21 protein-coding genes are annotated in these 25,455 nt (G+C 70.0%); 9 read left to right on the forward strand and 12 right to left on the reverse strand.

Features of this window, described 5'->3' with window-relative positions; all coding sequences use genetic code 11:
- Positions 1-209 precede the first annotated feature (209 nt).
- Positions 210-2,750, forward strand: coding sequence for a penicillin-binding protein 1A (locus MQC88_RS06150; protein ID WP_243319980.1), 2,541 nt, complete (start codon positions 210-212; stop codon positions 2,748-2,750).
- Between the two features lie 108 nt (positions 2,751-2,858).
- Positions 2,859-3,536 (forward strand): hypothetical protein, encoded by a 678-nt coding sequence (locus tag MQC88_RS06155; protein ID WP_243319981.1) that lies wholly within the window; start codon positions 2,859-2,861, stop codon positions 3,534-3,536.
- A gap of 52 nt (positions 3,537-3,588) precedes the next feature.
- Here the strand turns inward: MQC88_RS06155 and MQC88_RS06160 are convergent, their stop codons facing one another.
- From MQC88_RS06160 to MQC88_RS06200, 9 genes are all read right to left on the reverse strand, one after another.
- Complete coding sequence (locus MQC88_RS06160; protein WP_243319983.1) at positions 3,589-4,893, reverse strand: citrate synthase; 1,305 nt, start codon at positions 4,891-4,893, stop codon at positions 3,589-3,591.
- Positions 4,894-5,128: 235 nt separating this feature from the next.
- Positions 5,129-5,371: a type B 50S ribosomal protein L31 gene (locus tag MQC88_RS06165; RefSeq protein ID WP_243319985.1), complete on the reverse strand. Its 243-nt coding sequence runs from the start codon at positions 5,369-5,371 to the stop codon at positions 5,129-5,131.
- An 81-nt stretch (positions 5,372-5,452) separates the two neighbouring features.
- Positions 5,453-6,406 (reverse strand): nucleoside hydrolase, encoded by a 954-nt coding sequence (locus MQC88_RS06170; protein WP_243319987.1) that lies wholly within the window; start codon positions 6,404-6,406, stop codon positions 5,453-5,455.
- Positions 6,407-6,433: 27 nt separating this feature from the next.
- Positions 6,434-8,611, reverse strand: coding sequence for an ATP-dependent DNA helicase RecG (gene recG / locus MQC88_RS06175; RefSeq protein ID WP_243319989.1), 2,178 nt, complete (start codon positions 8,609-8,611; stop codon positions 6,434-6,436).
- A gap of 8 nt (positions 8,612-8,619) precedes the next feature.
- The gene (locus tag MQC88_RS06180) at positions 8,620-9,003 is read right to left on the reverse strand and encodes a RidA family protein (RefSeq protein ID WP_243319990.1); all 384 of its coding nucleotides are present in this window, start codon (positions 9,001-9,003) and stop codon (positions 8,620-8,622) included.
- A 112-nt stretch (positions 9,004-9,115) separates the two neighbouring features.
- Positions 9,116-11,302, reverse strand: coding sequence for a RelA/SpoT family protein (locus tag MQC88_RS06185; RefSeq protein WP_243319992.1), 2,187 nt, complete (start codon positions 11,300-11,302; stop codon positions 9,116-9,118).
- Positions 11,303-11,432: 130 nt separating this feature from the next.
- On the reverse strand, positions 11,433-11,732 hold the full coding sequence (gene rpoZ, locus MQC88_RS06190) for a DNA-directed RNA polymerase subunit omega (protein WP_166209331.1): 300 nt from the start codon (positions 11,730-11,732) through the stop codon (positions 11,433-11,435).
- Positions 11,733-11,963: 231 nt separating this feature from the next.
- Complete coding sequence (gene gmk, locus MQC88_RS06195) at positions 11,964-12,581, reverse strand: guanylate kinase (protein ID WP_243319994.1); 618 nt, start codon at positions 12,579-12,581, stop codon at positions 11,964-11,966.
- A gap of 9 nt (positions 12,582-12,590) precedes the next feature.
- Positions 12,591-13,439 (reverse strand): YicC/YloC family endoribonuclease, encoded by an 849-nt coding sequence (locus MQC88_RS06200; RefSeq protein ID WP_243320329.1) that lies wholly within the window; start codon positions 13,437-13,439, stop codon positions 12,591-12,593.
- A gap of 119 nt (positions 13,440-13,558) precedes the next feature.
- Here MQC88_RS06200 and rph point away from each other — a divergent pair, with 119 nt between their 5' ends.
- The 5 genes from rph to MQC88_RS06225 all read left to right on the forward strand — a co-directional run bounded on the left by rph (position 13,559) and on the right by MQC88_RS06225 (position 19,077).
- Positions 13,559-14,326 (forward strand): ribonuclease PH, encoded by a 768-nt coding sequence (rph, locus tag MQC88_RS06205; protein ID WP_243319995.1) that lies wholly within the window; start codon positions 13,559-13,561, stop codon positions 14,324-14,326.
- An 18-nt stretch (positions 14,327-14,344) separates the two neighbouring features.
- Positions 14,345-14,986 carry an RdgB/HAM1 family non-canonical purine NTP pyrophosphatase gene (gene rdgB / locus MQC88_RS06210; protein WP_243319997.1) on the forward strand — a complete coding sequence of 214 codons (642 nt, stop codon included), beginning with the start codon at positions 14,345-14,347 and terminating at the stop codon, positions 14,984-14,986.
- An 83-nt stretch (positions 14,987-15,069) separates the two neighbouring features.
- Positions 15,070-16,245: a radical SAM family heme chaperone HemW gene (hemW, locus tag MQC88_RS06215; RefSeq protein ID WP_243319999.1), complete on the forward strand. Its 1,176-nt coding sequence runs from the start codon at positions 15,070-15,072 to the stop codon at positions 16,243-16,245.
- A gap of 148 nt (positions 16,246-16,393) precedes the next feature.
- A complete protein-coding gene (locus tag MQC88_RS06220; RefSeq protein WP_243320001.1) occupies positions 16,394-18,730 on the forward strand; it encodes a DUF1631 domain-containing protein in 2,337 nt (778 codons plus the stop codon).
- Positions 18,727-19,077 (forward strand): PilZ domain-containing protein, encoded by a 351-nt coding sequence (locus MQC88_RS06225; RefSeq protein WP_243320003.1) that lies wholly within the window; start codon positions 18,727-18,729, stop codon positions 19,075-19,077. The genes MQC88_RS06220 and MQC88_RS06225 overlap by 4 nt, the downstream gene beginning before the upstream one ends.
- Positions 19,078-19,086: 9 nt before the next feature.
- Here MQC88_RS06225 and MQC88_RS06230 read toward each other — a convergent pair whose 3' ends face one another.
- The gene (locus tag MQC88_RS06230; protein ID WP_243320004.1) at positions 19,087-21,726 is read right to left on the reverse strand and encodes a bifunctional diguanylate cyclase/phosphodiesterase; all 2,640 of its coding nucleotides are present in this window, start codon (positions 21,724-21,726) and stop codon (positions 19,087-19,089) included.
- A gap of 88 nt (positions 21,727-21,814) precedes the next feature.
- Here MQC88_RS06230 and pepQ point away from each other — a divergent pair, with 88 nt between their 5' ends.
- Positions 21,815-23,140: a Xaa-Pro dipeptidase gene (gene pepQ, locus MQC88_RS06235; protein ID WP_243320006.1), complete on the forward strand. Its 1,326-nt coding sequence runs from the start codon at positions 21,815-21,817 to the stop codon at positions 23,138-23,140.
- Positions 23,141-23,185: 45 nt separating this feature from the next.
- Positions 23,186-23,497: a hypothetical protein gene (locus tag MQC88_RS06240; RefSeq protein WP_243320008.1), complete on the forward strand. Its 312-nt coding sequence runs from the start codon at positions 23,186-23,188 to the stop codon at positions 23,495-23,497.
- A gap of 47 nt (positions 23,498-23,544) precedes the next feature.
- On the opposite strand, the gene MQC88_RS06245 is transcribed toward MQC88_RS06240, so the two are convergent.
- Positions 23,545-24,876: an aminopeptidase P N-terminal domain-containing protein gene (locus MQC88_RS06245; RefSeq protein WP_243320010.1), complete on the reverse strand. Its 1,332-nt coding sequence runs from the start codon at positions 24,874-24,876 to the stop codon at positions 23,545-23,547.
- 15 nt (positions 24,877-24,891) lie between these two features.
- The gene (locus MQC88_RS06250) at positions 24,892-25,437 is read right to left on the reverse strand and encodes a UPF0149 family protein (protein WP_425491565.1); all 546 of its coding nucleotides are present in this window, start codon (positions 25,435-25,437) and stop codon (positions 24,892-24,894) included.
- Positions 25,438-25,455 lie beyond the last annotated feature (18 nt).

Here is a 25,455-nt window from a genome sequence, read left to right on the forward strand (position 1 = left end):
GGCGCTTACGCGCACAACGTGCCCCGTCGCATTAAATAACGGACTTTTTACGTCATGGCAACTCCCCCCTGCCCCGATCACCCCCCGCCCAGTCCGGAATCAACGCGGACCAGGCCTGCATTCGGCCGCTGGCGGGGCCTGCAGGCGGGTCCTCTATACTCTGCGGGCTTGACACCCGCAATACGCCCACGCGCAAGGAATCCCGCCTGATGCCCCCGTTTCGCCGCCTGTTGCGCTGGGCCCTGTTCGCTTTCGCCGCCGTTTCGCTCCTTGGCCTGCTGGCCCTTGGCACCCTCTACGTGGTGGTCTCCTCCAAGCTTCCGGACGTGCAGTCGCTGCGCAACGTCGAGCTGCAGGAGCCGATGTACGTGTATGCGCGCGACGGCCGCCTGATGGCCCTGTTCGGCGAGACCCGACGGTACCCGGTGGACATCGCGCAGGTCCCGGAACGCCAGAAGCAGGCCTTCATCGCGATCGAGGACAACAGCTTCTATCGCCACCATGGCATCGACTTCAAGGGCATCGCGCGCGCGGTGTGGCTGCTGGCGACCACCGACGACAAGCGCGTTCCCGGCGGATCCACAATCACCCAGCAGGTGGCTCGGCAGTTCTTCCTCAGCTCCGAGTACAGCTACACCCGCAAGCTCGCCGAGATGATGCTGGCGATGAAGATGGAGCGCGAGCTCAGCAAGGACGAGATCTTCCAGCTGTACCTCAACAAGAGCTTCTTCGGCAATCGCGCCTACGGCATCGGCGCGGCCGCGGAGTTCTACTACGGCAAGAAGCTGGGGGAACTCACCCTCGACGAGATGGCGACCCTGGCCGGGATCCCGAAATTCCCGTCCAGCGGCAACCCGGTCAGCAACCCCGAACGGGCGCGCGTCCGCCGCGACTACGTCCTCCAGCGCATGCGCGAGCTCGGCTTCATCGACCGCGCCGCGGAGGCCGCCGCACGCGCCGCACCGATGCACGCCAGCCCGCACGACATCCCGATCGAAGTGGAGGCGCCGTACGTGGCGGAGATGGTGCGCCGGGAGATGATCGCGCGCTTCGGCGGCGACGTGCTGACCCGCGGCTACCACGTCACCACCACCATCGACCCGGTGCTGCAGGCCGCCGCCCAGAAAGCCGTCCATGACGGCCTGGAGACCTACGACCATCGCCACGGCTGGCGCAAGGCGCCGGAGCGGCATTTCGACCTCGCCACCGACGAGGACGCCGCCACTGCCGCCGCGCGCCTGCACGGAATCCCGGCGCAGGGCGGCCTGCTGCCCGCGATCGTGCTGCGCAGCGGCGACGGAAGTGCCGATGTGGTCCTCGCCGATGCCAGTACGGTCACCCTGGATGCCGCCAGCAGCCGCTGGACGGGCCGCAGCCCGTCGGCGCTGCTCGCCCGCGGCGACCTGGTGCGCGTGCGCCGGCTGGAAGCGCCGGTGGCCACGGCCGGCAAGGACAAGGATGGCGGCGCTGCCGCGGCCACGGCCCGGCCCGCCCCGGCAGCGCGCTGGCAGCTGGACCAGTTGCCCCAGGCCCAGGCCGCACTCGTTTCCCTGAATCCCGAGAACGGCGCGCTGCGCGCGCTGGTCGGCGGTTTCAGCTTCGCCGGCAACAAGTTCAACCGCGCCACCCAGGCGCGGCGCCAGCCGGGCTCGAGTTTCAAGCCGTTCCTGTATGCGGCCGCGATGGAGCGCGGCTTCAACCCGGCCTCGATCGTGCTCGACGCCCCGGTGGTGTTCAAGGACCGCCGCGGGCACATGTGGCGCCCGCAGAACGACAGCGGCAATTTCGCCGGTCCGATGCGCCTGCGCGAGGCGCTGGTGCAGTCGCGCAACCTCGTCTCGGTGCGCCTGCTCGATGCCATCGGCATCGATTACGCGCGCAAGTACATCAGCCATTTCGGCATCGACGAGGCGCTGTTGCCGCCGAACCTGTCGATGTCGCTGGGCAGCGCGTCGCTGCCCCCGCTGATGATCGCGCGCGGCTACTCGACGTTCCCCAATGGCGGCTTCCGCATCACGCCGTGGTTCATCGACGAGGTCCGCGACCGCGACGGCAAGCTGGTCTTCAAGGAAAAGCCGGCGACCGCGTGCCGCGCCTGCGGCATCGGCAGCAGCACGGCCGGCACCGTGCAGGCCGCCATCGTGGTCGCCGGGTTCGACCTCGGCCCAGGCGGCGCGGCGCCCGCGCCGAAGCCGGCTGCCGGCGCGAAGGACGCACCGAAACCGGCGGCGCCGCCGGTGGCGTTGCCGGCGGACACGGTGCTGGCCCCGCGCGCGATCGATGCCCGCGTCGCCTACCAGCTCGTGTCGATGATGCGCGACGTGGTCCAGCGCGGCACCGGTACCGCCGCCAAGGTGCTCGGCCGCGAGGACGTGGCCGGCAAGACCGGCTCGACCAACGACCATCGCGACGCATGGTTCTCCGGCTTCGGCGGCGACGTCGTCACCACGGTCTGGGTCGGGCGCGACGATTTCCGCTCGCTGGGCTACCGCGAGTACGGCGGCAAGGCCGCGCTGCCGATCTGGATCGACTACATGCGCGTGGCGCTCAAGGACAAGCCGATCGCGAGCAACGATCCACCCGACGGCATGGTCAAGGTCGCGGTCGGCGCCGGCGGGCAACTGCTGCCGGGCGGCAGCGGCGGCATCACCGAGTGGGTCAAGGCCGAGGACCTCGAGCGGATGCAAAGCTACGTCGAGACCGACCAGGACCAGTCCGCCCAGGACGAGGAAGCGTTCGACATCTTCTGAGCGGCCGCCGCCCGGCGCGAGGCGGCCGGCCACGCGCCGGTCGATGGACGAAGCAGGCGCCGGATGCGGTAGAGTCGATGCGGGTTCGACTGGACTGGAGGCCGCACCATGCACCACGCCCGGCAGCACGCCCACCAGCACGCGCTCACCCGCACCCGCGAACGCCGCCACCGCCTCGCCCACGAGGCCGCGCGGCTGATGGCGGAAGGCGGCATCCGCGACTACCACCAGGCCAAGCTCAAGGCCGCCGACCGGCTCGGCATCCACGACGACGCCTCGCTGCCGCGCAACCGCGAGATCGAGGATGCGTTGCGCGAATACCAGCGCCTGTTCGCCGGCGATGCCCAGGCCACCGGCCTGCGGACCCGGCGCGAGGCGGCGATGCGCGCACTGGAGTTCTTCGCGCCGTTCGAGCCGCGGCTGGTCGGCCCAGTGCTGGACGGCACCGCCGACAGCCATGCCCCGGTCGCACTGCACCTGTACAGCGACGATGCCGACGCGGTGCCCCGGTTCCTGGACGAACGCGACATCCCCGCCGAAGCGCGGTCGCGGCGCTTGCGCCTGGACCAGCAGCGCACGCTCGACGCCCCGGTCTGGGTCTTTTCGGCGGAGGACCTGGCGTTCGACCTGACCGTGCTGCCGCTGGACGTGCTGCGCCAGGCGCCCCTGTCGGGCGTGGACGAAAAGCCGATGAAGCGCGCTTCGCTGGCGCAGTTGCGGACGCTGCTGGCGGACGACGAGATCGCCGCCTACGAGGCAGGCACCCGGACCGCGACGCGGGCCTAGCCAACGAAAAAGCCCCGCGATGCGGGGCTTTTCCCTGGTTCGGTGCCGCGCTTCAGCGCTTGTCGATCGCGGCGTAGTCGCGCTCGGCGTAGCCGGTGTAGATCTGGCGCGGGCGCCCGATCCTGGCTTCCGGGTCTTCCTGCTGCTCCAGCCAGTGCGCCACCCAGCCGGCGGTACGCGCGATCGCGAACATCACCGTGAACATCTCGGTCGGGATCCCGAGCGCCTTGTAGATGATGCCGCTGTAGAAATCGACGTTCGGGTAGAGCTTGCGCTGGATGAAGTACTCGTCCTTGAGCGCGGCTTCCTCCAGCTTCATCGCAACGTCCAGCAACGGGTCGTTGACGCCGAGTTCGGCCAGCACCTGGTGGCACATCTCGCGGATGATCTTGGCGCGCGGGTCGAAGTTCTTGTAGACGCGGTGGCCGAAGCCCATCAGGCGGAAGCCGGACTCCTTGTCCTTGGCCTTGTCGACCGCCGACTGCACGTGCTTCGCGTCGCCGATCTCGGCGAGCATCTTCAGCACCGCCTCGTTGGCGCCGCCGTGCGCCGGGCCCCACAGCGCGGCGACGCCGGCGGCGACGCAGGCGTACGGGTTGGCGCCGGTGGATCCGACCAGGCGCACGGTCGAGGTCGACGCGTTCTGCTCGTGGTCGGCGTGCAGGATGAACAGCAGGTCGAGCGCGCGTGCCGCCACCGGCTTCAGCGTCAGCGGCTCGCTCGGCACCTCGAACATCATGTGCAGGAAGCGGTCGACGTATTCCAGGCTGTTGCGCGGATAGCGCAGCGGCCAGCCGATCGAGTGGCGGTAGCAGGCTGCCGCGATCGTCGGCACCTTGGCGATCAGGCGCACCGCGGCCAGGCGGCGCTGCTCGGGATCGTCCAGGTCCAGGGTGTTGTGGTAGAAGCTCGCCATCGAGCCGAGCATCCCCACCAGCATCGCCATCGGGTGGGCGTCGTGGCGGAATCCGCCGAGGAAGCTCTTGAAGGCCTCGTGCATCATCGTGTGATGCGTGACCTCGTTGTCGAAGCTGGCGAACTGGTCGTGCGTCGGCAGTTCGCCGTGCATCAGCAGGTGGGCCACCTCGAGGAAGCTGGAATGCTTGGCCAGCTGCTCGATCGGGTAGCCGCGGTAAAGCAGCACGCCGGCGTCGCCATCGATGTAGGTGATCGCCGACTTGCACGCCGCGGTCGCGGTGAAACCCGGATCGTAGGTGAAACAGCCGGTTTCCTTCGGCAACTTGCCGATGTCGATGCAGGGGTTGCCGAGGGTGCCGGCCTGCACCGGCAGGACGACGGACTTGCCGGCGGCGGTCAGCGTGACCTGGTCGATGGCGGGTTGGTTCGCGTCGGACACGACGGGACTCCTCGATGGCAGGCGCATGCGCAACGTCGGCGCAGCGCGCGGAAGCGGGATCACTGCTCGCAGTGAGTCGATGGCAGCCCGTGGCGAGCGCCACGGAAGCGGCCATTATCGCATAGCCGATTGGAGCGACGGCTCTGGCGCCCTCCCCCGCCGCGGCGCGCCCGGCGCGGAGCGCAAACGCGAACGGCCGCCCTGGGGCGGCCGTCGGCAACGACGCGGCGAAGGACTACTTCGTGTAGCGGCGCTTGAACTTGTCGATGCGGCCGCTGGTATCCATGATCTTGTTCTGGCCCGTGTAGAACGGGTGCGTGGCCGAGGAGATTTCGACCTTGACCAAGGGATACTCGTTGCCGTCCTCCCACTTCACCGTCTCCTTGCTGGAAATGGTGGAACGGGTCAGGAACTTGAAGTCGGAAGTCACGTCCTGGAACACGACTTCGCGGTATTCGGGGTGGATGTCGGCCTTCATGGCGGCACCGGTTTCAGTCTGGGCAAGAGCGGCATTGTAGCCGGCCGTGGCTGCCCGGCGCAAGCCGATCGACCCGCCGGATCAGGGCACGGCCAGAGCGGCCTCGACCAGGGCCTCGAAGCGCGCCTGCCCGTAGCGCACCAGGATCGCGGCGTTGTCTGGCTGGCCGGACCGGCGGTCCCAGTCGACCAGCGTGGCGCCACGGGCGTGGGCACCGGCCAACTCCACCGCCAGCGGGCGCTCCACCGTTTCCAGCGCCGCATCGGGGGCCAGTGCCAGCGCCATCGCCAGCGCGTCGGCCGAATGCCAGCGTTCGCCGCGCCGGGCCCGGGCCCAGTCGCGGGTGTGTTGCGAGATCGCCGCATAGAACCGCGCCCGCGCGGTCCCGGCCTGCAGCCAGCGCTCGAAGTCGGCGTGGGCGAAACCGTGGCGCAGCACGGCTTCCCAGTCCGCCAGCTCGATCCGCGCACCGTTGGCCGGCGCGAAGGCGGCGAACACGATGTGCGCGGCCTCCGGGTCGAAGCCGATGTTGAACTCAGCCGCCGGCGTCATGTTGCCGTGTCCGGTCACCGCGCCGCCCATCACCACGCAACGGGCGACACGTCGCGGCAGGGTCGGATCGAGCTTGAGCGCAAGCGCGAGGTTGGTCAGCGGCCCGAGCGCGACCAGCAACAGGCGCCCGGCGTGTTCGTGCGACAGGCGCAGGATCGCCAACGCCGCATGCTCGCTCGCCGCCGCGCGCGTGGCCGGCGCGTAGCCGGTGCCGCCGAAACCGTCGCTGCCATGGACGAACGCCGCATCCTCGGCCGCATGCAGCAGCGGCGCATCGCAGCCGGCAAACACCGGGATGTCCTGGCGGCCGGCGACTTCGCACAACTTCAGCGCATTGGCCACGGTGTGCGCGAGGCCGACGTTGCCGGCGGCAATGGTGAGCCCGACGACGTCGTGGCGGCGGTCGGCGAAGGCCATCAGCAGCGCCAGCGCATCGTCGACGCCCGGGTCGGTATCGATCAGCAGCGGGATCGTGTCGGTCATGGCCGGATTATCCGCGAACGGCGATGCTCATGCCGACGCATAGCGCGCGGCCCCGCCGATCCAGCGCGCGACCAGGCGCTCGGCGACCTGCGGCGAGGCGGCCAGCAACTGCTCGCCGAGCGCATGCACCTGCGGCAGCAGGTCGGCATCGCGGGCGAGGTCGGCGAGGCGGAACTCGGCGAGCCCGGTCTGGCGGGTGCCGAGCAGTTCGCCCGGGCCGCGCAAGGCCAGGTCCTTCTCGGCGATGACGAAACCGTCGCTGGTCTCGCGCATGGTCTCCAGGCGTTGCCGCGCCAGCGCCGACAGCGGCGGCTGGTACAGCAGCACGCAACTGGATGCGGCGCTGCCGCGCCCGACCCGTCCCCGCAACTGGTGCAACTGCGCCAGGCCCAGCCGCTCTGCGTTCTCGACGATCATCAACGAGGCATTGGCGACGTCGACGCCGACCTCGATCACCGTGGTCGCCACCAGCAAGTCGAGCGCGCGCTCCTTGAACGCGCGCATCGTCGCCTGCTTCTCGGTGGCCTTCATGCGTCCGTGCACCAGGCCGACGCGCAGTTCCGGCAACGCCGCCGACAGCGCCTCGAACGTGGATTGCGCCGCCTGCGCATCGATGCGGGGGCCTCCGCCCGGGCCCGGCCGTGCATGGCCGGATGCTCCGGTCTCCACGGACTCGTCGATCAGCGTGCACACCCAGTACGCCTGCCGGCCTTCGGCGCAGGCAGTGCGGATGCGCTGGATCAGTTCCGGCCGCCTTTCCGCGCTGAGCACCACCGTCTGCACCGGCGTTCGCCCCGGCGGCAGTTCGTCGATCGCCGACACGTCGAGGTCGGCGTAGGCCGCCATCGCCAGCGTGCGCGGGATGGGGGTCGCGGTCATCACCAGTTGGTGCGGGACGCGGCCGCTGTCGCCGGCGGCGCCCTTGTCGCGCAGCGCCAGCCGCTGGTGCACGCCGAAGCGGTGCTGCTCGTCGACGATCGCCAGCGCCAGGTCGGCGAACACCACGCCTTCCTGCATCAGTGCATGGGTGCCGACCACGACCTGCGCGGTGCCGGACGCGACGTCCGCGAGCGCCGCCCTGCGCGCCTTGCCGAGGACCTTGCCGGCGAGCCAGGCCACGCGCACGCCGAGCGGTTCGAGCCACTGCCGCAGGTTGGCCACGTGCTGCTCCGCCAGCAGTTCCGTCGGCGCCATCAGCGCCGCCTGCCGGCCGCTGCCGACGGCGACCATCGCTGCAAGCGCGGCCACCACGGTCTTGCCGCTGCCGACGTCGCCCTGCACCAGGCGCAGCATCGGCCGCGGCTGCGCGAGGTCGCGGCGCACCTGCGCGAACACGCGTTCCTGCGCGGCCGTCAGCGCGAACGGCAGGCTTGCGCGCAGGCGTTCCACCAGCGCGCCTCCGTTCGCCAGCGGCGTCGCCGCATGCTGTTGCAATGCGATCCGCTGGCGCCGCAGGCTGAGGTGGTGCGCAAGCAGTTCCTCCAGCGCCAGCCGCCGTTGCGCCGGATGGGTGCCGGCCAGCAGCGCGGCAACGTCGGCCTCCTGCGGCGGCCGGTGCACCGTCAGCAACGCACTGCGCAGGGATGGCAATTGCAGCCCGGCGAGCGCGTGCGGCGGCAGCAGTTCCAGCGCATCCTCTTCGGGCAACCGGTCCAGCGCCAGTGCGATCAGGCGCCGCAGGCTGACCGGACCGAGGCCTTCGATGGCCGGATACACAGGATCCAGCCGGTCGCCGAGCGCGTCGTCGCCGGGATCGAGCACGCGATAGCTCGGGTGCACGATTTCCAGGCCGTGTTGTCCTGCGCGCGGGGTGCCGTAGCAGCGCACGCGCGCACCGGGCGCGAACTGCGCCACCTGCGCGGCGCGGAAGTGGAAGAAACGCAGCACCAGCGTCGCCCGCGAGTCGTCGCCGATGGCCACGCGCAGCATCGGCCGGTAACGGAAGCCGCGCTCGACCGCCTCGACCCTGCCCTCGACCTGCGCCGCGACACCCGGTTGCAGGGCGCGGATCGGTGTGATCCGGGTGCGGTCCTCGTATTGCCACGGCAGTTGCAGCCAGAGGTCCTGCAACGTCAGCAGGCCGCGCGCAGCGAGCTTCTCCGCGACCCGCGGGCCGACACCGGGCAGCGACGCCAACGGCGCCTCGCCGGCCGGCGACAACGACGGCGCGACGACCGCGGCGGTGCGTTTGCCGGCGCGCGCCACCGCCGTGGTCAGTCGAGCACCATCACCGCATCGACCTCGAAGACCGCGCCCTTGGGCAACGCCGGCACCTCGACGGTCGAGCGCGCCGGATAGGGCGCGCTGAAGTATTCGGCCATCACCGCGTTGACCGCGGCGAACTGCGCCAGATCGGTCAGGTACAGGCCCAGGCGCACGACGTCGCCGAAGCCGCCGCCGCCGGCCTCGCAGACGGCCTTGAGGTTGTCGAACGCGCGCCGCGCCTGGACGGCGATGTCGCCCTCGACCAGCGCCCCGGTGGCCGGATCCAGCGGGATCTGGCCGGAGCAGTAGACGGTGTTGCCGGCGCGCACGGCCTGCGAATACGGGCCGATGGCGGCGGGGGCGTGTTCGGTGTGGATCTGCTGGCGCGGCATGGCGGGCTCCGGTCGGTGCGATCACCGGATTCTAGCGGTTGCAGGCGCGTTTGCCGCCGCCGGCATCGTCGGTCACGCGCGCGGCGCGATCCCGGCCCGCCCGCGCCGTCGACTACAGCCGCCGCACCCCGTGCACCACGCCGAGCCGGCGGACGCGCCGGATCACGTCGGCGATGTGCTTGCGATCGCGCACCTCGATCGCGAAGCGGATCGAGGCGACGTTGCTGTCGCGCTCCAGGTATTCGACGCCATCGATGTTGGATTCCGCCTGCGCGATCGCGGCGGCGACCTGGGCCAGCACGCCTGGCCGGTTCTCGACCTCGACCATCAGCGCGCTGTGGAAGTCGCCGGCCACGTCGCGGTCCCAGCCGATCGCGATCCAGCGTTCGGGCGACTTGCGGTAATCGACCACGTTCGGGCAATCGAGCCGGTGCACGACGATGCCGCGGCCGGCGGTGTGGAAGCCCATGATCTCGTCGCCGGGGATCGGCATGCAGCAATTGGCGAAGGTGATCACGCCGCGCTCGTGGCCGGTGATCAGGATGCGGTCGCCGGGCATGCCTTCCTGCTGCGGCCGCTGCAGCGCATCGATCAGGTCGGGCGTGCCCGCCTGCTGCAGCGCCAGCACCCGCGCCACCTGCGCCGGCATGCGGTTGCCCAGGGCGATGTCGGCCAGCAGCGCCTCCAGCCGCGGATAGCGGTTGTCGGCGAGGTAGGCCTCCATGCGCGCCGGCGGCAGCCGGTCGAGCGAGGTCTCCAGCCGTTCCAGCGCGCGGTCGAGCATGCGATGGCCGAGTTGCACCGCGTCCTCGTGCTCCAGGCTCTTGAGCTGGTGGCGGATGGCGGTGCGCGCCTTGCCGGTGACGACGAACTCGAGCCACTGCGGTTGCGGCGCCGCCGACGGGGCGGTGATGACCTCGACCTTCTGCCCGCTGGCGAGCTTGGTGCGCAGCGGCACCAGCTTCTTGTCCACGCGCGCGGCAACGGCATGGTTGCCGACGTCGGTGTGCACCGTGTAGGCGAAATCGAGGGCGGTGGCGTTGCGCGGCAGCGACAGGATGTCGCCCTTGGGCGTGAACAGGTAGACCTCGTCCGGGAACAGGTCGACCTTGACGTTCTCCAGGAACTCCAGCGACGAGCCGGTGCCGCGCTGGCTTTCCAGCAAGCCGGTGATCCAGGTATGCGCACGGCTGTGCGCGCTGTTGCCGGAACCCCCGTGCTTGTACACCCAGTGCGCGGCGATCCCGCGCTCGGCGATCAGGTCCATCTCCGCGGTCCGGATCTGGACCTCGATCGGGGAGCCGTAGGGCCCGAACAGCACCGTGTGCAGCGACTGGTAGCCGTTGGCCTTGGGGATGGCGATGAAATCGCGGAAGCGCCCGTCCAGCGGCTTGAACACCGAATGCACCACGCCCAGCGCGTGGTAGCAGGCCGCGACCGAATCGACCACGATGCGGAACCCGAACACGTCCATCACCTGGTCGAAGCTCTTGCCTTCGGCGCGCATCTTCGAATAGATGCTCCAGGGCGACTTCACCCGCCCGACCAGCCGGTACTGCAGGCCTTCGATCGCCAGCCGTTGCGCGAGCTGCGCCTCGATCCTGGCCAACGCCTCGCGCCGCAGCAGCGGCTGGGTGCGGATGCGCTTTTCCAGCACCGCGTGGCGCCACGGATGCAGCGCCCGGAACCCCAGGTTCTGCAGCTCGGCCTTGACCAGGTTCATGCCCAGGCGCTGGGCGATCGGGGCGTGGATCTCGAGCGTCTCGCGGGCGATGCGGACCCGGGCTTCCGGCGTCTGCGCCGACAGCGTGCGCATGTTGTGCAGGCGGTCGGCGAGCTTGATCATGATCACGCGCAGGTCGCGCGCCATCGCCAGCAGCATCTTGCGGAAGCTTTCCGCCGCCGCTTCCTGGCGGTCGGCGAACTGCAGTTTGTCCAGCTTGGTGACACCGTCGACCAGGCCGGCGACGGTTTCGCCGAACTCGCCGGCGATGGCGTCGCGCCCCAGCGGCGTGTCCTCCAGGGTGTCGTGCAGGATCGCCGCGATCAGGGTTTCGACATCGACGCGCTGCTCGGCCAGCACCGTGGCCACGGCCACCGGATGGGTGATGTAGGGCTCGCCGGAGCGCCGGGTCTGCCCGGCGTGGGCAGCGGCGCCGACCGCCCAGGCCCGGCGCAGGACGCGGCGCTGGTCGTCGGGCAGGTAGTGGGCCGCCTGCTCCAGCGCCTGCATGTAGTCCGGCACCACCTCGTCGGCGGGCGCGGGCATGGCGGCATGGGCAGGCTCGGCGGGACTCATGGGTCGAGCCTACGCGGGAGCCGGTTTAGCGGCAATGCGGCCCGGACGGCCGCCTTCAGCAACGGGCGCCCGATACGCAACGACCCCGCCGGGGCGGGGTCGCGGGATTGCAGCGCGCGGAGGCGGTGCCTCAGTCGTCGCCCTTGGACAGGTCGTCGTCGGCGACCACCTCGGCCGCAGCCCATTCCAGCGCCTCGCGCTCCTTGCGCTCGCGCTCGGCCTTGTCGACCGCGTCGATGTAGGGCTGGTCGATGCGGCGGGCGGCGATCTCGCGCAGCGCCAGCACGGTCGGCTTGTCGTTGCTCTCGCTGTTGTCCAGCTGCGGCTCGACGCCATTGGCGAGCTGGCGCGCGCGCTTGGCGGCCATCATCACGAGTTCGAAGCGGTTGTCGACCACTTCCAGGCAATCTTCGACGGTAATGCGGGCCATGACTCTCCCGGCGGCCGGTCAGGCCGTCGACTCATAAACGGGGGGATGCGGATTCTACGGGACCACGCCGTCCCGGCACAAGCCTCCCATCGTAAAATCAACCACTTGCGCAGCTTCCGGATGCGCGCCGGGGGAAGCACCCTTGGGCAGTGGCATCGGCCGCGAGCGTCACCAAGGCACCTTGGCCGGAACCCGCGGCCGCAGCCGCTCCCACCGGGGCCGTGCCGTCGGCTAGGCGTCCGCCAGCAGCGTCGCGATCAGCCCGGCGTGGCGCTGGGCCTGGACCTCGCGCCGCAGGCGACTGGCCTGCAGGATCGTGCACATCTGCGCCACGGCGGTATCGAACACCTCGTTGACGATCACGTAGTCGAACTCGCCGTAGTGCGACATCTCCTCGCGCGCGGCGGCCAGCCGTTGCGCGATCACCGCCTCGCTGTCCTGGCCACGGGCGCGCATGCGCTGCTCCAGCGCCGCGCGCGAGGGCGGCAGGATGAACACGCTGACGGCCTCGGGCACCTTCGCCCGGACCTGGGCCGCACCCTGCCAGTCGATCTCGAGCAGCACGTCGCGGCCGGCGGCCAACTGCGGCTCCACCGACTGCCTGGCGGTGCCCTTCCAGTCGCCATGCACGCGCGCGTGCTCGAAGAAGTCGCCGGCGGCGACCATGCGCTCGAACTCCCCGGCGCTGACGAAATGGTAGTGCTCGTGGTGGCGTTCGCCCGGCCGCGGCGCGCGCGAGGTGAACGAGATCGAGAGGCTGATGTTCGCGTCGCGTGCCAGGCAGGCGTTGACGATGCTGGATTTTCCGGCACCGGAGGGCGCAGCGACGATGAAGAGGGTTCCGCGCATGGCTGGATGCTATTCGATGTTCTGGATCTGTTCGCGGACCTGGTCGATCAGCACCTTCAGCTCGACCGCCGCGGCGGAGGTGCGGGCATCGACCGACTTGGAACCCAGGGTGTTGGCCTCGCGGTTGAATTCCTGCAGCAGGAAATCCAGGCGACGGCCGACCGGCTCGTCCTGTTCCAGCACGCGGCGGATTTCGGCGACGTGACTGTCGAGGCGGTCGAGTTCCTCGTCGACGTCGAGCTTCTGCAGCCACAACACCAGTTCCTGCTCCAGCCGGCCCGGATCGGCGGGCTGGCGCAGGTCGGCCAGCCGCGCTTCCAGCTTCTGCCGTTGTCCGGCGCCGATCACGGGCATGAGCGTGCGCACCTCGCCGGCGATCCGGGCGATGCCGTCGACGCGTTCGCCGATCACCACCGCGAGCTTGGCGCCCTCGCGTCCTCGTGCCGCCACGAATTCGCCCAGCACCTGGTCGAGCAGCGCCATGGCTTCGGCCTGAAGCGCGGCGGGATCGACGCTGCGCGCCTGCAGCACGCCGGGGAACTGCAGCAGTTCCGTGAATTCGGTGCGCAGCGCCGGGAACCGCGCCTGCATGTCCAGCGCCAGCTCCGACAGCTGGCCGAGCATGCGCGGGTCCAGCTGCAGCGCGTCGCCGCCTTCGGGCGTGCGCAGGCGCAGCGTGAGGTCGAGCTTGCCGCGCGCGACCCGCGCGGCGATGCGCTCGCGCAGCATCGGCTCGAGCGCGCGCAGTTCCTCGGGCAGGCGCATGCCGATCTCGAGGAAGCGGTGGTTGACCGCGCGCAATTCGCAACCCAGGGTGCCGCCGGCGGTGGCGCGCTCGCCGGAGGCGTAGGCGGTCATGCTTCTGATGGGCATCGCGGCTCCGGAATGGGGGGGCGTGGGCGCCTGCTTGCGCGCCCCGCGGCGGGACGGGAAGCCTGCGATGGTAAACTCGCACGCCGCGTTCCGGTGAATTCCGCATGAGCACTTCCCCTTCGCCGGCCTTCGCCCGCGCCGACGGCCGCGCGCCGGACCAGCTGCGCGCGGTGGCGATCACCCGCGGCTACACCCGCCACGCCGAAGGTTCGGTGCTGGTCGCGTTCGGCGATACCCGGGTGCTGTGCACCGCCAGCGTCGAAAACCGGGTGCCGGCGTTCCTGCGCGGCAAGGGCGAGGGCTGGGTCACCGCAGAGTACGGGATGTTGCCGCGCGCCACCCATACCCGCAGCGATCGCGAGGCCGCCCGCGGCAAGCAGGGCGGGCGCACGCTGGAGATCCAGCGCCTGATCGGTCGCTCGCTGCGCGCCTGTGTCGACCGCGGCCTGCTCGGCGAGCGCACCATCACCCTGGATTGCGACGTGCTCCAGGCCGACGGCGGCACCCGCACCGCGGCGATCACCGGCGCCTACGTCGCCCTGGTGGACGCCGTGCAGGGCCTGCTCGACAGCCGCGCGATCAAGCCGCCGTCCTGCAACCGCCAGCCGATCGTAGGCGCCGTGGCCGCGGTGTCGGTCGGCATTTATCGCGGGGTGCCGGTGCTGGACCTCGACTACGCCGAAGACAGCGACTGCGACACCGACATGAACGTGGTCATGAACGACGGCGGCGGCTTCATCGAACTGCAGGGCACGGCCGAGGGCCACGCCTTCCGCCGCGACGAGCTCGACGCGATGCTCGCCCTCGCCGCCAAGGGCACGGCCGAACTGTTCGCCGCGCAACAGGCGGCGCTCGAAATGGGGTCAGAGTGAATTTCGCGCATGGCGTTCATGGGGTCTGGCGAAGTGCCCGGCGCGAATCTTCACTCTGACCCCATTTCGGAGCTGGTGCTGGCCAGTGGCAACGCCGGCAAGCTCGCGGAACTGCGGCAGTTGCTCGGCGACGGCGGCGCCAGCCTGCGCGCCCAGTCGGAGTTCGGGGTCGTCGATGTCGAGGAAACCGGGCTGACCTTCGTCGAGAATGCCTTGCTCAAGGCGCGCCATGCCGCGCGCGCGACCGGGCTGCCGGCGCTGGGCGACGACTCGGGCCTGTGCGTCGACGCGCTCGGCGGCGCCCCCGGCCTGCATTCGGCGCGCTACGGCGGCGGCCATGGCGACGCGATGCGCAACATCGCGCGGCTGCTGCGCGAGCTCGACGGCGTACCGGAGGCGGCGCGCACGGCGCGCTTCCATTGCGTGCTGGTGTTGCTGCGCACGCCCGACGATCCGCAACCGGTCATCGCCGAGGGCAGCTGGCACGGCCGCATCCTCGCAGCGCCACGCGGCGCGCATGGTTTCGGCTACGACCCGGTGTTCCTCGACCCCGAGAACGCCTGCTCCGCGGCCGAGCTCGAGCCCGCGATCAAGAACGCCATCAGCCATCGTGGCCGCGCGCTGGCGGTGTTGAAGCAGCGCCTGCCTGAAATCCTGTAGCGGCGGTCGTGGCCGGGAACCTCCACGGCCGCGGTGGAACCTCGAAGCGCCCGCGGCACCAGGCCTCTCCTACAATGGATGCCATGCTCGCCACCCCGCCGCTGTCGCTCTACGTGCACCTGCCCTGGTGCGTGCGCAAGTGCCCGTACTGCGATTTCAATTCGCACGAGTACCGCGGCGACGGCGGACGCGGCGAGCCGCCGTTCGCCGCCTATGTCGATGCGCTGGTGGCCGACCTCGACCATGACCTGCCGTTGGCCTGGGGGCGTACGGTGCAGACGGTGTTCTTCGGCGGCGGCACGCCGTCGCTGTTCCCGCCCGAGGCGATCGACGCGTTCCTGCGGCAGGCCAGCGCGCGCCTGCGCTTCGCCCCAGGCTGCGAGATCACCCTGGAGACCAACCCGGGCACCGCCGAGCATGGCCGCTTCGAGGGCTATCGCGCCGCCGGCGTGAACCGCCTGAGCTTCGGCATCCAGAGTTTCGACGATGGCTGCCTGCAGCGCCTGGGCCGGATCCACGACAGCCGCGAGGCCGAAACCGCGGTGAAGCTGGCGCGCGACGCCGGCTTCGACAACTTCAACCTCGACCTGATGTACGCGCTGCCGCAGCAGACGCAGGCGATGGCCGAACGCGACATCGAGCGGGCGATCGCGCTGGAACCGGCACACATCTCGCATTACCAGCTGACGCTGGAACCCAACACCGTGTTCACGGCGCGACCGCCGGCCGGCATTCCCGACCACGACGCAGCCTGGGACATGCAGGAACGCTGCCAGGCGCTGCTCGCCGATGCCGGCTACGCGCAATACGAGGTCAGCGCCTACGCCCGCCCGGACCGGCAGTGCGCGCACAACCTCAACTACTGGCGCTTCGGCGACTATCTCGGGATCGGCGCCGGCGCGCACGGCAAGCTGACGCTGGGCAGCGAACAGGCGATCCTGCGACGCTGGAAGGCCAAGCATCCAGGTGCCTACCTCGCCAGCGCCGGCAGCGATGCCGCGATCGGCGGCGACGAGCGCATCGGGCCCGAACGACGCCCCTTTGACTACATGCTCAACGCATTGCGGCTCAATGCCGGGTTCGCGCTGACGGAATTCGAGGCGCGCACCGGGTTGCCGCGCAGCGCCATCACCACGCAGCTGGCCACGGCGCGCGCGCAAGGGTGGCTGCAGGCCGATGGCGGGCGCATCGTGCCGACCGAACTAGGCCGCCGCTTCACCAACGACGTGATCGAACTGTTCCTCGGAAACGCGGACTGAGGCCAAGCCAGCAGGGTAGGACCCTCTCCCTGCGCGGCCCGCCGGGATGCAGCGCCTCCGGGGGAGTGACCCTCCGGAGTTGGCTGTAGGCGCCGCAACGTGTTAATTACATGCCAGGTACAGGAGCTGACCAGAGACGAGCGTCCGGATGTCCGCACCGCCCCCCATCGAGCCCTTCGCACTGCAGACCCTGGCTACAGCCACGCTGCCGCGACGCGTGAGGCGGGTGCTCGAGCACCTGCTCAACACGGCCTCGGACGAATTCGAGCGCCACCTCACGGCGATGTTGTCGGAGTTCGAGCAGCAACTCTTCCGGCTCGCCGACCACGCCCGCAACCCGGGGTTCGAATCCACCCACCTGCAGACCCTGCGCACGCTGCGCCTGAATCGCTCGGACCTCGTGCCGCGCTACATGGTCGGGCTTGAAGCCAGCCTCGCCTCGCTGGGTCGCCGCGGCAGCGCGCGTTCCGACCACTCGGCGAACCCTGCCACCAGTCTTGGCAGCTTCCATCAGTTGCGCTTGGTGGAGGAGAGCGAGCTGGACGAGGACGCGGTGCTCCGCGACATCGCCGTGCGCCAGGAATCACGCACCAGCCTGACCCTGCACCTGCTGGGCCAGCGGTTCGGTGTGCTCGCAGGCACTCCTGCATTCGACGCAAAGCGCATTCCACTGGGGCCGCAATCGCTGTGCCAGATCCTGCGCGACGCCGCGCAGTCACTGCACGTGTCGCTGGAAGCACGGCTGCTGCTGTACCGGATCTTCGAGCGCCGGGTGATGGCCAATTATCCGCAGCTGCTGGAGATGCTCAATGTGTCGGTCGCCGCCGAGGGCATCCTGCCCAGCCTGACCTACGTGCCGCTGCGGGTGCGCCCCAGCGCGCAGGCGCAGGCAGATGCCGCAGCCGAGGCCGCGGTGCCGGGCGCCAAGCCGCGACGGCTACCGAGGCGAGACAACCGCAATGGCGTCAGCCGTCACGGCGGTAGCCAAGGCGGGCCGCAGCGCACACACACCGCGTGGCTGGGCGAGGCCGACACGCAGGCCGACGGCCTCGACGAGCGCGCCGCGTTCGACCTGCTGCAACAGCTGCTCACCGGCCGCCGCGAGCTGATCGGCAAGTTGCGCCCGGACAACGATAGTACGCCGCGTGAGCAACTCGACACCAGCGAGGTGGTCGACGCACTGGGCCAGATGCAGGAAACGATGTCGCCGACGGGGACGCCGCGCAGCCTGCTCGACATCAAGCAGACGCTGCTGGCGCAGGTGCGCCAGCAGCGTGGACGTGGCGCCATTTTCTCACGCGAGGACAACGACACCTTCGAACTGCTCGGCATGCTTTACGGGCAGATCGAGCGCGAAATCCGCACCGACACCCCGGCTTCGGGGCTGTTGCGGCGGCTGCAGATGCCGCTGCTGCGGGTGGCGCTGAAGGATCGCGGCTTCTTCGTGCGCGCACAGCACCCGGCGCGGCAACTGCTCAATGCGGTCGCCGAATCCGGCGCCCGCTGGCTCGACCAGGACGACGTCGACCCCCAGCTACTCGCACCGCTGCAGCAGGCGGTCAGCAACGTGGTCGAGCACTACGACGACGACCCGGCCGTGTTCGAGGCCAGCAACCAGGAACTGCAGGCGCAGCTGTACACGCTCGCGCGCAAGGCGGAAATGACCGAGCGCCGCCACGTCGAGGCGGCGCGCGGCAAGGAAAAGCTGGAGATCGCCAAGCGCAAGGCCTCCGACACCATCTCCGAGCTGGTAGGCGAGCAGCGCCTGCCCAAGTTCGTGCGGGCGTTGCTCAACCAGGCCTGGGCCGACGTGCTCACGCTAACGCTGCTGCGCCAGGGCGCCGAGTCCGAGCAGTGGCGGCAGCAATTGGAGATGACGCGGCGCATCGTCGCCACCTGCGGCCGCCGCGTCGGCCCGCCCGACACCGACCTGGCCAGCCACATCGAGGCGGCGCTGGCGCAGGTCGGCTACCACGCCGAGGAAGCCGCGGCGATCGCGCGGCGCCTGACCAGCGCGCTCGACGACGACGACGACGATCCGGCCTCGCGCACCGAATTGACCATGAAGCTCAAGGCGCGCTCGCGCCTGGGCGAGGACAGCGCGGGCCGGCACAAGCCGTCCGCGACCCCGCGCAATGCCGACGAGCAGGCGCGCTATGACCAGTTGCGGGTGATGCCCTACGGCACCTGGATCGAATTCGTCACCAACCAGCAGGGCGATGTCGTTCGCCGGCGACTGTCGTGGTACAGCCCGGTCACCGACAACGCACTGTTCGTCAACCAGCGCGGCCAGCGCGTCGGCGAGCAGTCGCTGGACAGCGTCGCGCGGATGCTGGCACGCGGGCAGGCACGGATCGTCACCGCCGAGCGCGGGCGGCTGGTGGACCGCGCCTGGCAGGCCACGCTCAATGCATTGCGCAGCTTCGCCGGCCGCGGCGACAAGTCCAAGGGCGGCGATGGCAACGAGGCGGAGGCAACTTCGTGATCAACGAATTCCGCCGCGCACGCCGGCGCAAGGTTGCCGATACCGTCCTCGTCACCGACGCCATGACCGACAGCGTGGTCGGCCGCATCGGCAACCTGTCCGAAACCGGCATGCTGCTGATCGCCAGCGCACCGCTGGTGGAGGACGCGCTGTACCAGTTCCGGTTCTCGCTGCAGGATGCGCGTGGCCGCGAGAGCGTGTTCGAGGTCGGCGCCCACCTGCTGTGGCTGGACCGCGCCAGCGCACCGGGCCAGGCGTGGACCGGGTTCCGCTTCATCGCCGTGCCACCCGACCAGGCCGACATGCTGCGGCACTGGATCGAAGCCCCTGGCGGCCAGTTCGAGTAAACGCCCGGATCAGGCGCCGTGCCGGTCGCGCTGCGCGCGCTGGTAGCGCACCGGCTCGGGCCGGTGCAGCGCAAACCCCTGGCCGTAGTCGACCCCCAGCTGGCGCAGGATGTCGACGATGCCGTCGCTGGCGACCCATTCGGCGACCACGTCGAGCCCGCGCTGGTGGCCGATCTCGGTGATCGCGTCGACGATCGAGCGGCTCATCGGATCGCTTTCCAGGTCGCGGATGAAGCTGCCGTCGATCTTGATCACGTCCACCGGCAGGTTCTTGAGGTAACCGAACGAGGACATGCCGGCACCGAAATCGTCGAGTGACACCTGGCAGCCGACCGCCCGCAGGCGCTCGAAGAACCTTACCGCGCGCGGCAGGTTGCGCACCGCCTCGGTCTCGGTGATCTCGAAGCACAGGCGCGAGGGCGCGACCCCGTGCTGCTCGATCAGGCCAAGCACGTAATCGGCGAGGCTGTCGTCCTCCAGGGTCGCGGCCGAGAGGTTCAGCGAGCAACGCCCGGGCGGACGGCCGCTGGCATGCAACTGGTCGAAATGGGCGATCGCCTGCGCCACGACCCAGCGATCGAGCTGGGCGATCAGGCCATAACGCTCGGCCGCGGGCAGGAACGCGCCCGGCATCACCACGCGCCCGTCCTCGTCGCGCAGCCGCAGCAGCAATTCGATGTGCGGGTCCTCCGCCGGCCCGGCACCCTTGTACGGCTGCAACGGCTGCACCTCCTGGTAGTCCAGCAGCAGGCGATCCTCCTCGATCACCCAGCGCAGCCGATTGGCCCATTCCATCTCGCCGCGGCGACGGATGGTCTCGTCGTCCTGCTCGGAGAAGAAATGGATGCGGTTGCGGCCATGGTCCTTGGCCATGTAGCAGGCGGTGTCGGCCTGCGACAGCACTTCGCGCAGGGTCATCCCGGCACGGTCGAGCATCACCACGCCGACGCTGGCGCTGATGGTGTAGCTGCGCTGCTCCCAGACGTAGATGTAGCCTTCGATGCGCGCGCGCAGGCGCTCGGCCAGCGCCAGCGCGCCATCGGGCTTGGCGTCGTGGGCAAGGATCCCGAACTCGTCGCCGCCCAGGCGCGCGAGGATGTCGCCGCCGCGCAACTGCTCGGCCATCGCCAGCGCCAACTGGCTCAGCAGCTGGTCGCCGGCCAGGTGCCCGGAGGTGTCGTTGATCAGCTTGAACTGGTCCAGGTCGATGTACAGCAGCGCGCAGGCTGGCGCGCCGTGGGCGACCGCCTGCAAGGCACGCTGCACGTGGCGCTCGAACTCGCGGCGGTTGAACAGTTCGGTCAGGGTGTCGTGGCTGGCCTGGTAGCTGAGCAGCTCGGTCAGCTGGCGCTGCTCGGAGATGTCGCTGGCAACCATCAGCATCCGCTCGTCGCCGCCGACCTGGACCCGGGTGATCGATGTCGTCACCCAGAACCGGTCGCCGCTGAGCGACACCATCACCGCCTCGACGTTGCTCCATTGCGCGCCGCCATCGTGCGCGACCAGGCGTGCGCGCATGGCTTCGTCCTCGAACAGGGCGCCAAGGAAGGCACCCTGTTCGATCCGCTCGCCCAGGCGCGCACAGGCGGCATCATTTGCGTAGAGGATGCGCCCGTCGTCCGCGCGCGCCAGCAGTACCAGCGCCGGCAACAGGTCGTTGAGGGTGCGGAAGCGCTGCTCGCTCTCGCGATAGCGATGGCTCATGCGCCAGCCCAGTTCCAGCGCGCGACGCCGCGTGGTCGCCACCGACCACACCAGCAGGGCCAGCAGCACGCTGGCCAGCAAGCCGGGCCATAGCATCGACTGCCGCCAGTCGATCGTGGCGGCGGCGTGCCCCAGCGGCTGCATCGACATCCGCCAGACGCGCCCGCCATACGACAGGTCGCGCATGTAGCGGTCACCGGCGGCGGCAGCGGCGCCCGCGCCTGTCCCCGAGTCGAACAGCAGGCGCTCCTTCCCGGAAGTGATGTCGCTGACGATGATCCGCACCTGCTCGAAGGTGTCGGGCGGGATCGCATCGGCGATGAGGCGGTGGACCAGGAACGATGCCGCGATCGAGCCGAGCGTGCGTGCGCGCCGTTCGCCGATGGCGGCCGGGGGCGCGCCACTTGAATAGATCGGCAGGCGCATGGTGATGCCGTCGCCCCCGCTGGCGGGCGCGCCCGGCGGCGCGGGCCGTTGCACCAGGCGGAACGGCGCCGACATCGCCACCTGGTTGCTGTCGCGCGAGGCCAGCGCCGCGTCCAGGTTCTCGGGCTGGTTGGCCAGGTCGAGCCCCAGCACGCGCTCATTGCCCGCGATCGGCTCCACCATCCTGGTGACGAAGCCCGCCTCGCCCCTGCGTTGCGCGTACGCCAGCGCCTGCAGGCTCGGGAATTCGGCACGCGGCTGCAAAGCCTGGTACATGTTCGCGAACTCGACCGCGTTGACGTCCTCGGAGGCCAGGAACACGGTCTGCACCGAACGCAGCAGCATCTCGCAGGCATGCAGGTTGGCGATGATCGCCGCCTGCCCGGCGTCGGCAAGGCGGACGAATTCTGCGCGTTGCTCGCGTTCGGCGCGCGCCTGCTGGCGACCGGCGACCCAGTACGACAACGCCACGCCCAGGGCCAACGCCAGGAGGCTCCAGATCCACCCGGGTACGCGCAATGGCGCGGCATCCGTGGCACCCGGCGCATCCTGCAAGCCGGGGATGAATCCGTCAGAATCCGGTGAAGTCCCCAAGAGAGATATTCCCATGGTCCCTGTCGACTGGCCGATCTTATACCGGCAACACCTCGCGACAGTGCAGGCGCGCGCCGATGCGGCACTGGCGCGTGGTGGCTTCGACTCCCTCGTGGTGCCCAGCGGCACCCTGCACTACCAGGCCTTCGACGACCGCGACTATCCGTATGCCGTGAATCCGCAGTTCAAGGCATGGCTGCCGCTGACCCGCAATCCCGGCAGCTGGCTTGCGTACACGCCGGGCGCCAGGCCGAAGCTGGTCTACCTGCAACCGCGCGACTACTGGCACGTGGTGCCGCAGGCCCCGGCCGGATACTGGACCACAAACTTCGACATCGTCCTGATCCGCACGCCGGAAGAAGCGTTGCAGCACCTGCCCGCCGACGCAGCCCGTTGCGCGATCCTCGGCGAAGCGCAGTCCGCGGTCGGCGCCTTCACGCCGAACAATCCGCAGGCGGTGGTCGACTACCTGGAATTCCACCGCGCCTTCAAGACGCCCTACGAGATCGCGATGATGCGCCAGGCTACCCGCCGCGGCGTGCGCGGGCATCGCGCCGCCGAGCGCGCGTTCCGTGCCGGGGCCAGCGAGTTCGGCATCCACCTGGCCTATTGCCAGGCCGCCGGGCAGGACGCCGGAGAGTTGCCCTACGGCAACATCGTCGCGCTCAACGAGCATGGCGCGGTGCTGCACTACACCGACCTCGACCGGCTGCCGCCCAAGCCGCTGCGCAGCTTCCTGATCGATGCCGGCGGCAGCCACGGCGGCTACGCCTGCGACATCACCCGCACCTATTCGGCCGATCGCGGCGACGAGTTCCAGGCGCTGGTCGATGCGGTCGACAGCGCCCAGCAGGGACTTTGCGCGCAGGTGCGCGCCGGCTTCGACTACCGGCAGTTGCACCTGGACGCGCACCTGGCGCTCGCCGCCATCCTCAAGGACTTCGGCGTGATCAAGCTGTCGCCCGAGGCGGCGCTGGAAACCGGCGTGAGCGCGGCTTTCTTCCCGCACGGCATCGGCCACGGCATCGGCCTGCAGGTACACGACGTCGCCGGCTTCGCCGCGTCGGACTCCGGCGGCACCATCGCCAAGCCCGAAGGGCATCCCTACCTGCGGCTGACCCGGGTTCTCGAGCCGGGCATGGTGGTGACGATCGAACCGGGCATCTACTTCATCGACATGCTGCTCGACGAACTCCGGCAGGGCGCGCACGCCGATGCCGTCGACTGGACCCGCGTCGATGCGTTCCGGCCCTACGGCGGCATCCGCATCGAGGACGACGTCGTCTGCACCGAAGCCGATCCGGTCAATTTGACGCGTGAAGGCTTCGCCGAGGCGTAGGCGATCCATCGGCACGCCGCGCCGGGGCAGGCCTACAATCGGCGGATGGATTACCAGCTCGTCATCAAGTTCTGGCGCAAATCGCTGCAGGACCAGGATTTCCTCGCCAAGATCCAAGGCGAGCTGGAAGCAGCCCTCGGGGACGCCGCCGCCTGGGATGGCTACGACACCAATGCCAGGGAAATCAATTTGTTCGTGGTGACGCCGGATCCGAAGCACGCGTTCCGGCGCATGAATGCCGTGCTGGAGAGCCGCGGCATCGTGCAGGGAGTCTCGGCTGCGTCCCGGTTGGTGGGTGGCGCGCATTTCAGTTCCATCTGGCCACTGCGCGCCACTCGAAAGTTCAAGCTTCCGTAGCGGGGCCTGGATGCGGATCGATCCGGGCCGGGACCAGGGATTCCGCCTCAGCGCGCTTGTCCACCCATCAGCGCTTCGATCTCGTCGGCGCTGCGAGCGAGCTTGGCGGTCAGCACCTTGTGGCCTTCCTTCGTCACCAGCACGTCGTCCTCGGTACGGATGCCGATGCCACGCCATTTCGCCGCCACCGTGGTGTCGTCCGGCGACACGTACAACCCCGGCTCGATGGTGAACACCATGCCCGGCTCCAGCAGCCGCGACTCGCCGTCGATGCGGTAGTCACCGACGTCGTGCACGTCCAGGCCCAGCCAGTGCCCGGTCTTGTGGCGGTAGAAGCGCTTGTACTGCGCGCCGGCGAGGTTCTTCTCCAGCGTGCCCTTCAGCAGGCCCAGCCGTAGCAGGCCTTCGGTCAGGGTACGCACCGCCGCGTCGTGGCCGGCTTCGTAGGGCACGCCCGGCCGCGCCTGCGCCAGTGCCGCGGCCTGCGCGGCGCCGACCAGGTCGTGCAGGGCGCGCTGTTCCCGGGAGAAGCGCCCGTTGACCGGGAAGGTGCGGGTGATGTCGGACGCATAGTTGCGGTATTCGGCGCCGGCGTCGACCAGCACCAGGTCGCCGTCCCGCGCCTGCGCGGCGTTGGCGACGTAATGCAGCACGCAGGCGTTGTCGCCGGCGCCGACGATGCTGCCGTAGGCGGGGACCGCGTCGTGCATGCGGAACGTGCGCTCGATCTCGGCCTGCAGCTCGTATTCGCGCACGCCGGGCCGGGCGGCGCGCATCGCCGCCTCGTGCGCCTTGATGCTGATGTCGGCGGCGCGCTGCATCAGCTTGAGTTCTGCCGGCGACTTGAACAGCCGCAGTTCGTCGAGCAGGTGGCCGAGCTCGAGGAATTCGTGCGGCGGCTGCGCGCCGCTGCGAACCTGCGCGCGCACGCGGTTGAGCCAGCCGATCAGCTTGAGGTCGAACTCGGTGTCGCGGCCGAAGTGGTAGTAGACGCGCGACCGGCCTTCGAGCAGTCCCGGCAGGATCTCGTCGAGGTCCTCGATCGGATAGGCGTCGTCGAGGCCGAAACGCTCGACCGCGCCTTCCGGGCCGCTGCGCGGGCCGTCCCAGCCCTCGCGCTCGGGGTCGCGTTCGCGGCAGAACAGGATCGCCTCGCCATGGCTGCGCCCGGGCACCAGCACCAGCACCGCTTCGGGCTCGTCGAAGCCGGCCAGGTACCAGAGATCCGAATCCTGCCGGTACGGGTAATGGGTGTCGCGGCTGCGGATGCGTTCCGGTGCTGCCGGCAGCACCAGGATGGCGTCGTCGCCGGCAATGCGCATCAGTTGCCTGCGCCGGCGCGCGAATTCCCTGGCGTCGATGCCGGTGAGCGGCTTCATCGCGATGGTCGGGCCTCAGTGGAACTGCTGGCGATGGCGCGGGGCGAGCACGCAATCGCCGTGGATCAGCAAGGCGGCGACACGCACGAACTCCTCGATCTCGGCGAGCGCCTGCTCGTCGTCGTCATCGCCGTCGTCCTGCGGCGTGGCCGCCGCCAGGCGCGCGAGGTCGGAGAGTGCTTCCCGCCCCTCGTCCGACAGCGGCGGCGCCGCACCGGCGGCCAGGCCGAAGCCGCCCAGGAACCCCCGGCACCAGCCGAACAACGCGCCGCTGCGCGCGACCAGCGATGCGTCTGCCCCCGGCAGCAGCAGCTCGAAGCCGAAGTCGCGATCCTCGAACTGCGCGGCACTCGCCCGACCGAGGCGATCGAGGGCACCATCGGGCTCGACCGCCGGCAGCGACGCATCGACCAGCACCTGTGCCGGCCAGGCCGGCGCCAGCGCGCCGCCACCGGCGAGCCAGCCGCACAGGCCGCCATGCAGTTCCGGGGCATCGACAGCGAGGCCGACCTGGCGCACGGCGGCTTCGACATCGGCTAGCGCGGGCAGGGATTCGGACACGCGGGGACCTGTCGGCGA

It is taken from the genome of Cognatiluteimonas sedimenti (genome assembly GCF_022808325.1).
Lineage (GTDB): Bacteria > Pseudomonadota > Gammaproteobacteria > Xanthomonadales > Xanthomonadaceae > Cognatiluteimonas > Cognatiluteimonas sedimenti.

Coding starts and splice junctions, on each gene's coding strand:
- MQC88_RS06150 (WP_243319980.1), top strand. CDS start 210: ATGCCCCCGTTTCGCCGCCTGTTGCGCTGGGCCCTGTTCGCTTTCGCC.
- MQC88_RS06155 (WP_243319981.1), top strand. CDS start 2,859: ATGCACCACGCCCGGCAGCACGCCCACCAGCACGCGCTCACCCGCACC.
- MQC88_RS06165 (WP_243319985.1), bottom strand. CDS start 5,371: ATGAAGGCCGACATCCACCCCGAATACCGCGAAGTCGTGTTCCAGGAC.
- MQC88_RS06170 (WP_243319987.1), bottom strand. CDS start 6,406: ATGACCGACACGATCCCGCTGCTGATCGATACCGACCCGGGCGTCGAC.
- MQC88_RS06180 (WP_243319990.1), bottom strand. CDS start 9,003: ATGCCGCGCCAGCAGATCCACACCGAACACGCCCCCGCCGCCATCGGC.
- MQC88_RS06185 (WP_243319992.1), bottom strand. CDS start 11,302: ATGAGTCCCGCCGAGCCTGCCCATGCCGCCATGCCCGCGCCCGCCGAC.
- rpoZ (WP_166209331.1), bottom strand. CDS start 11,732: ATGGCCCGCATTACCGTCGAAGATTGCCTGGAAGTGGTCGACAACCGC.
- gmk (WP_243319994.1), bottom strand. CDS start 12,581: ATGCGCGGAACCCTCTTCATCGTCGCTGCGCCCTCCGGTGCCGGAAAA.
- MQC88_RS06200 (WP_243320329.1), bottom strand. CDS start 13,439: ATGACCGCCTACGCCTCCGGCGAGCGCGCCACCGCCGGCGGCACCCTG.
- rph (WP_243319995.1), top strand. CDS start 13,559: ATGAGCACTTCCCCTTCGCCGGCCTTCGCCCGCGCCGACGGCCGCGCG.
- rdgB (WP_243319997.1), top strand. CDS start 14,345: ATGGGGTCTGGCGAAGTGCCCGGCGCGAATCTTCACTCTGACCCCATT.
- hemW (WP_243319999.1), top strand. CDS start 15,070: ATGCTCGCCACCCCGCCGCTGTCGCTCTACGTGCACCTGCCCTGGTGC.
- MQC88_RS06220 (WP_243320001.1), top strand. CDS start 16,394: ATGTCCGCACCGCCCCCCATCGAGCCCTTCGCACTGCAGACCCTGGCT.
- pepQ (WP_243320006.1), top strand. CDS start 21,815: ATGGTCCCTGTCGACTGGCCGATCTTATACCGGCAACACCTCGCGACA.
- MQC88_RS06240 (WP_243320008.1), top strand. CDS start 23,186: ATGGATTACCAGCTCGTCATCAAGTTCTGGCGCAAATCGCTGCAGGAC.
- MQC88_RS06245 (WP_243320010.1), bottom strand. CDS start 24,876: ATGAAGCCGCTCACCGGCATCGACGCCAGGGAATTCGCGCGCCGGCGC.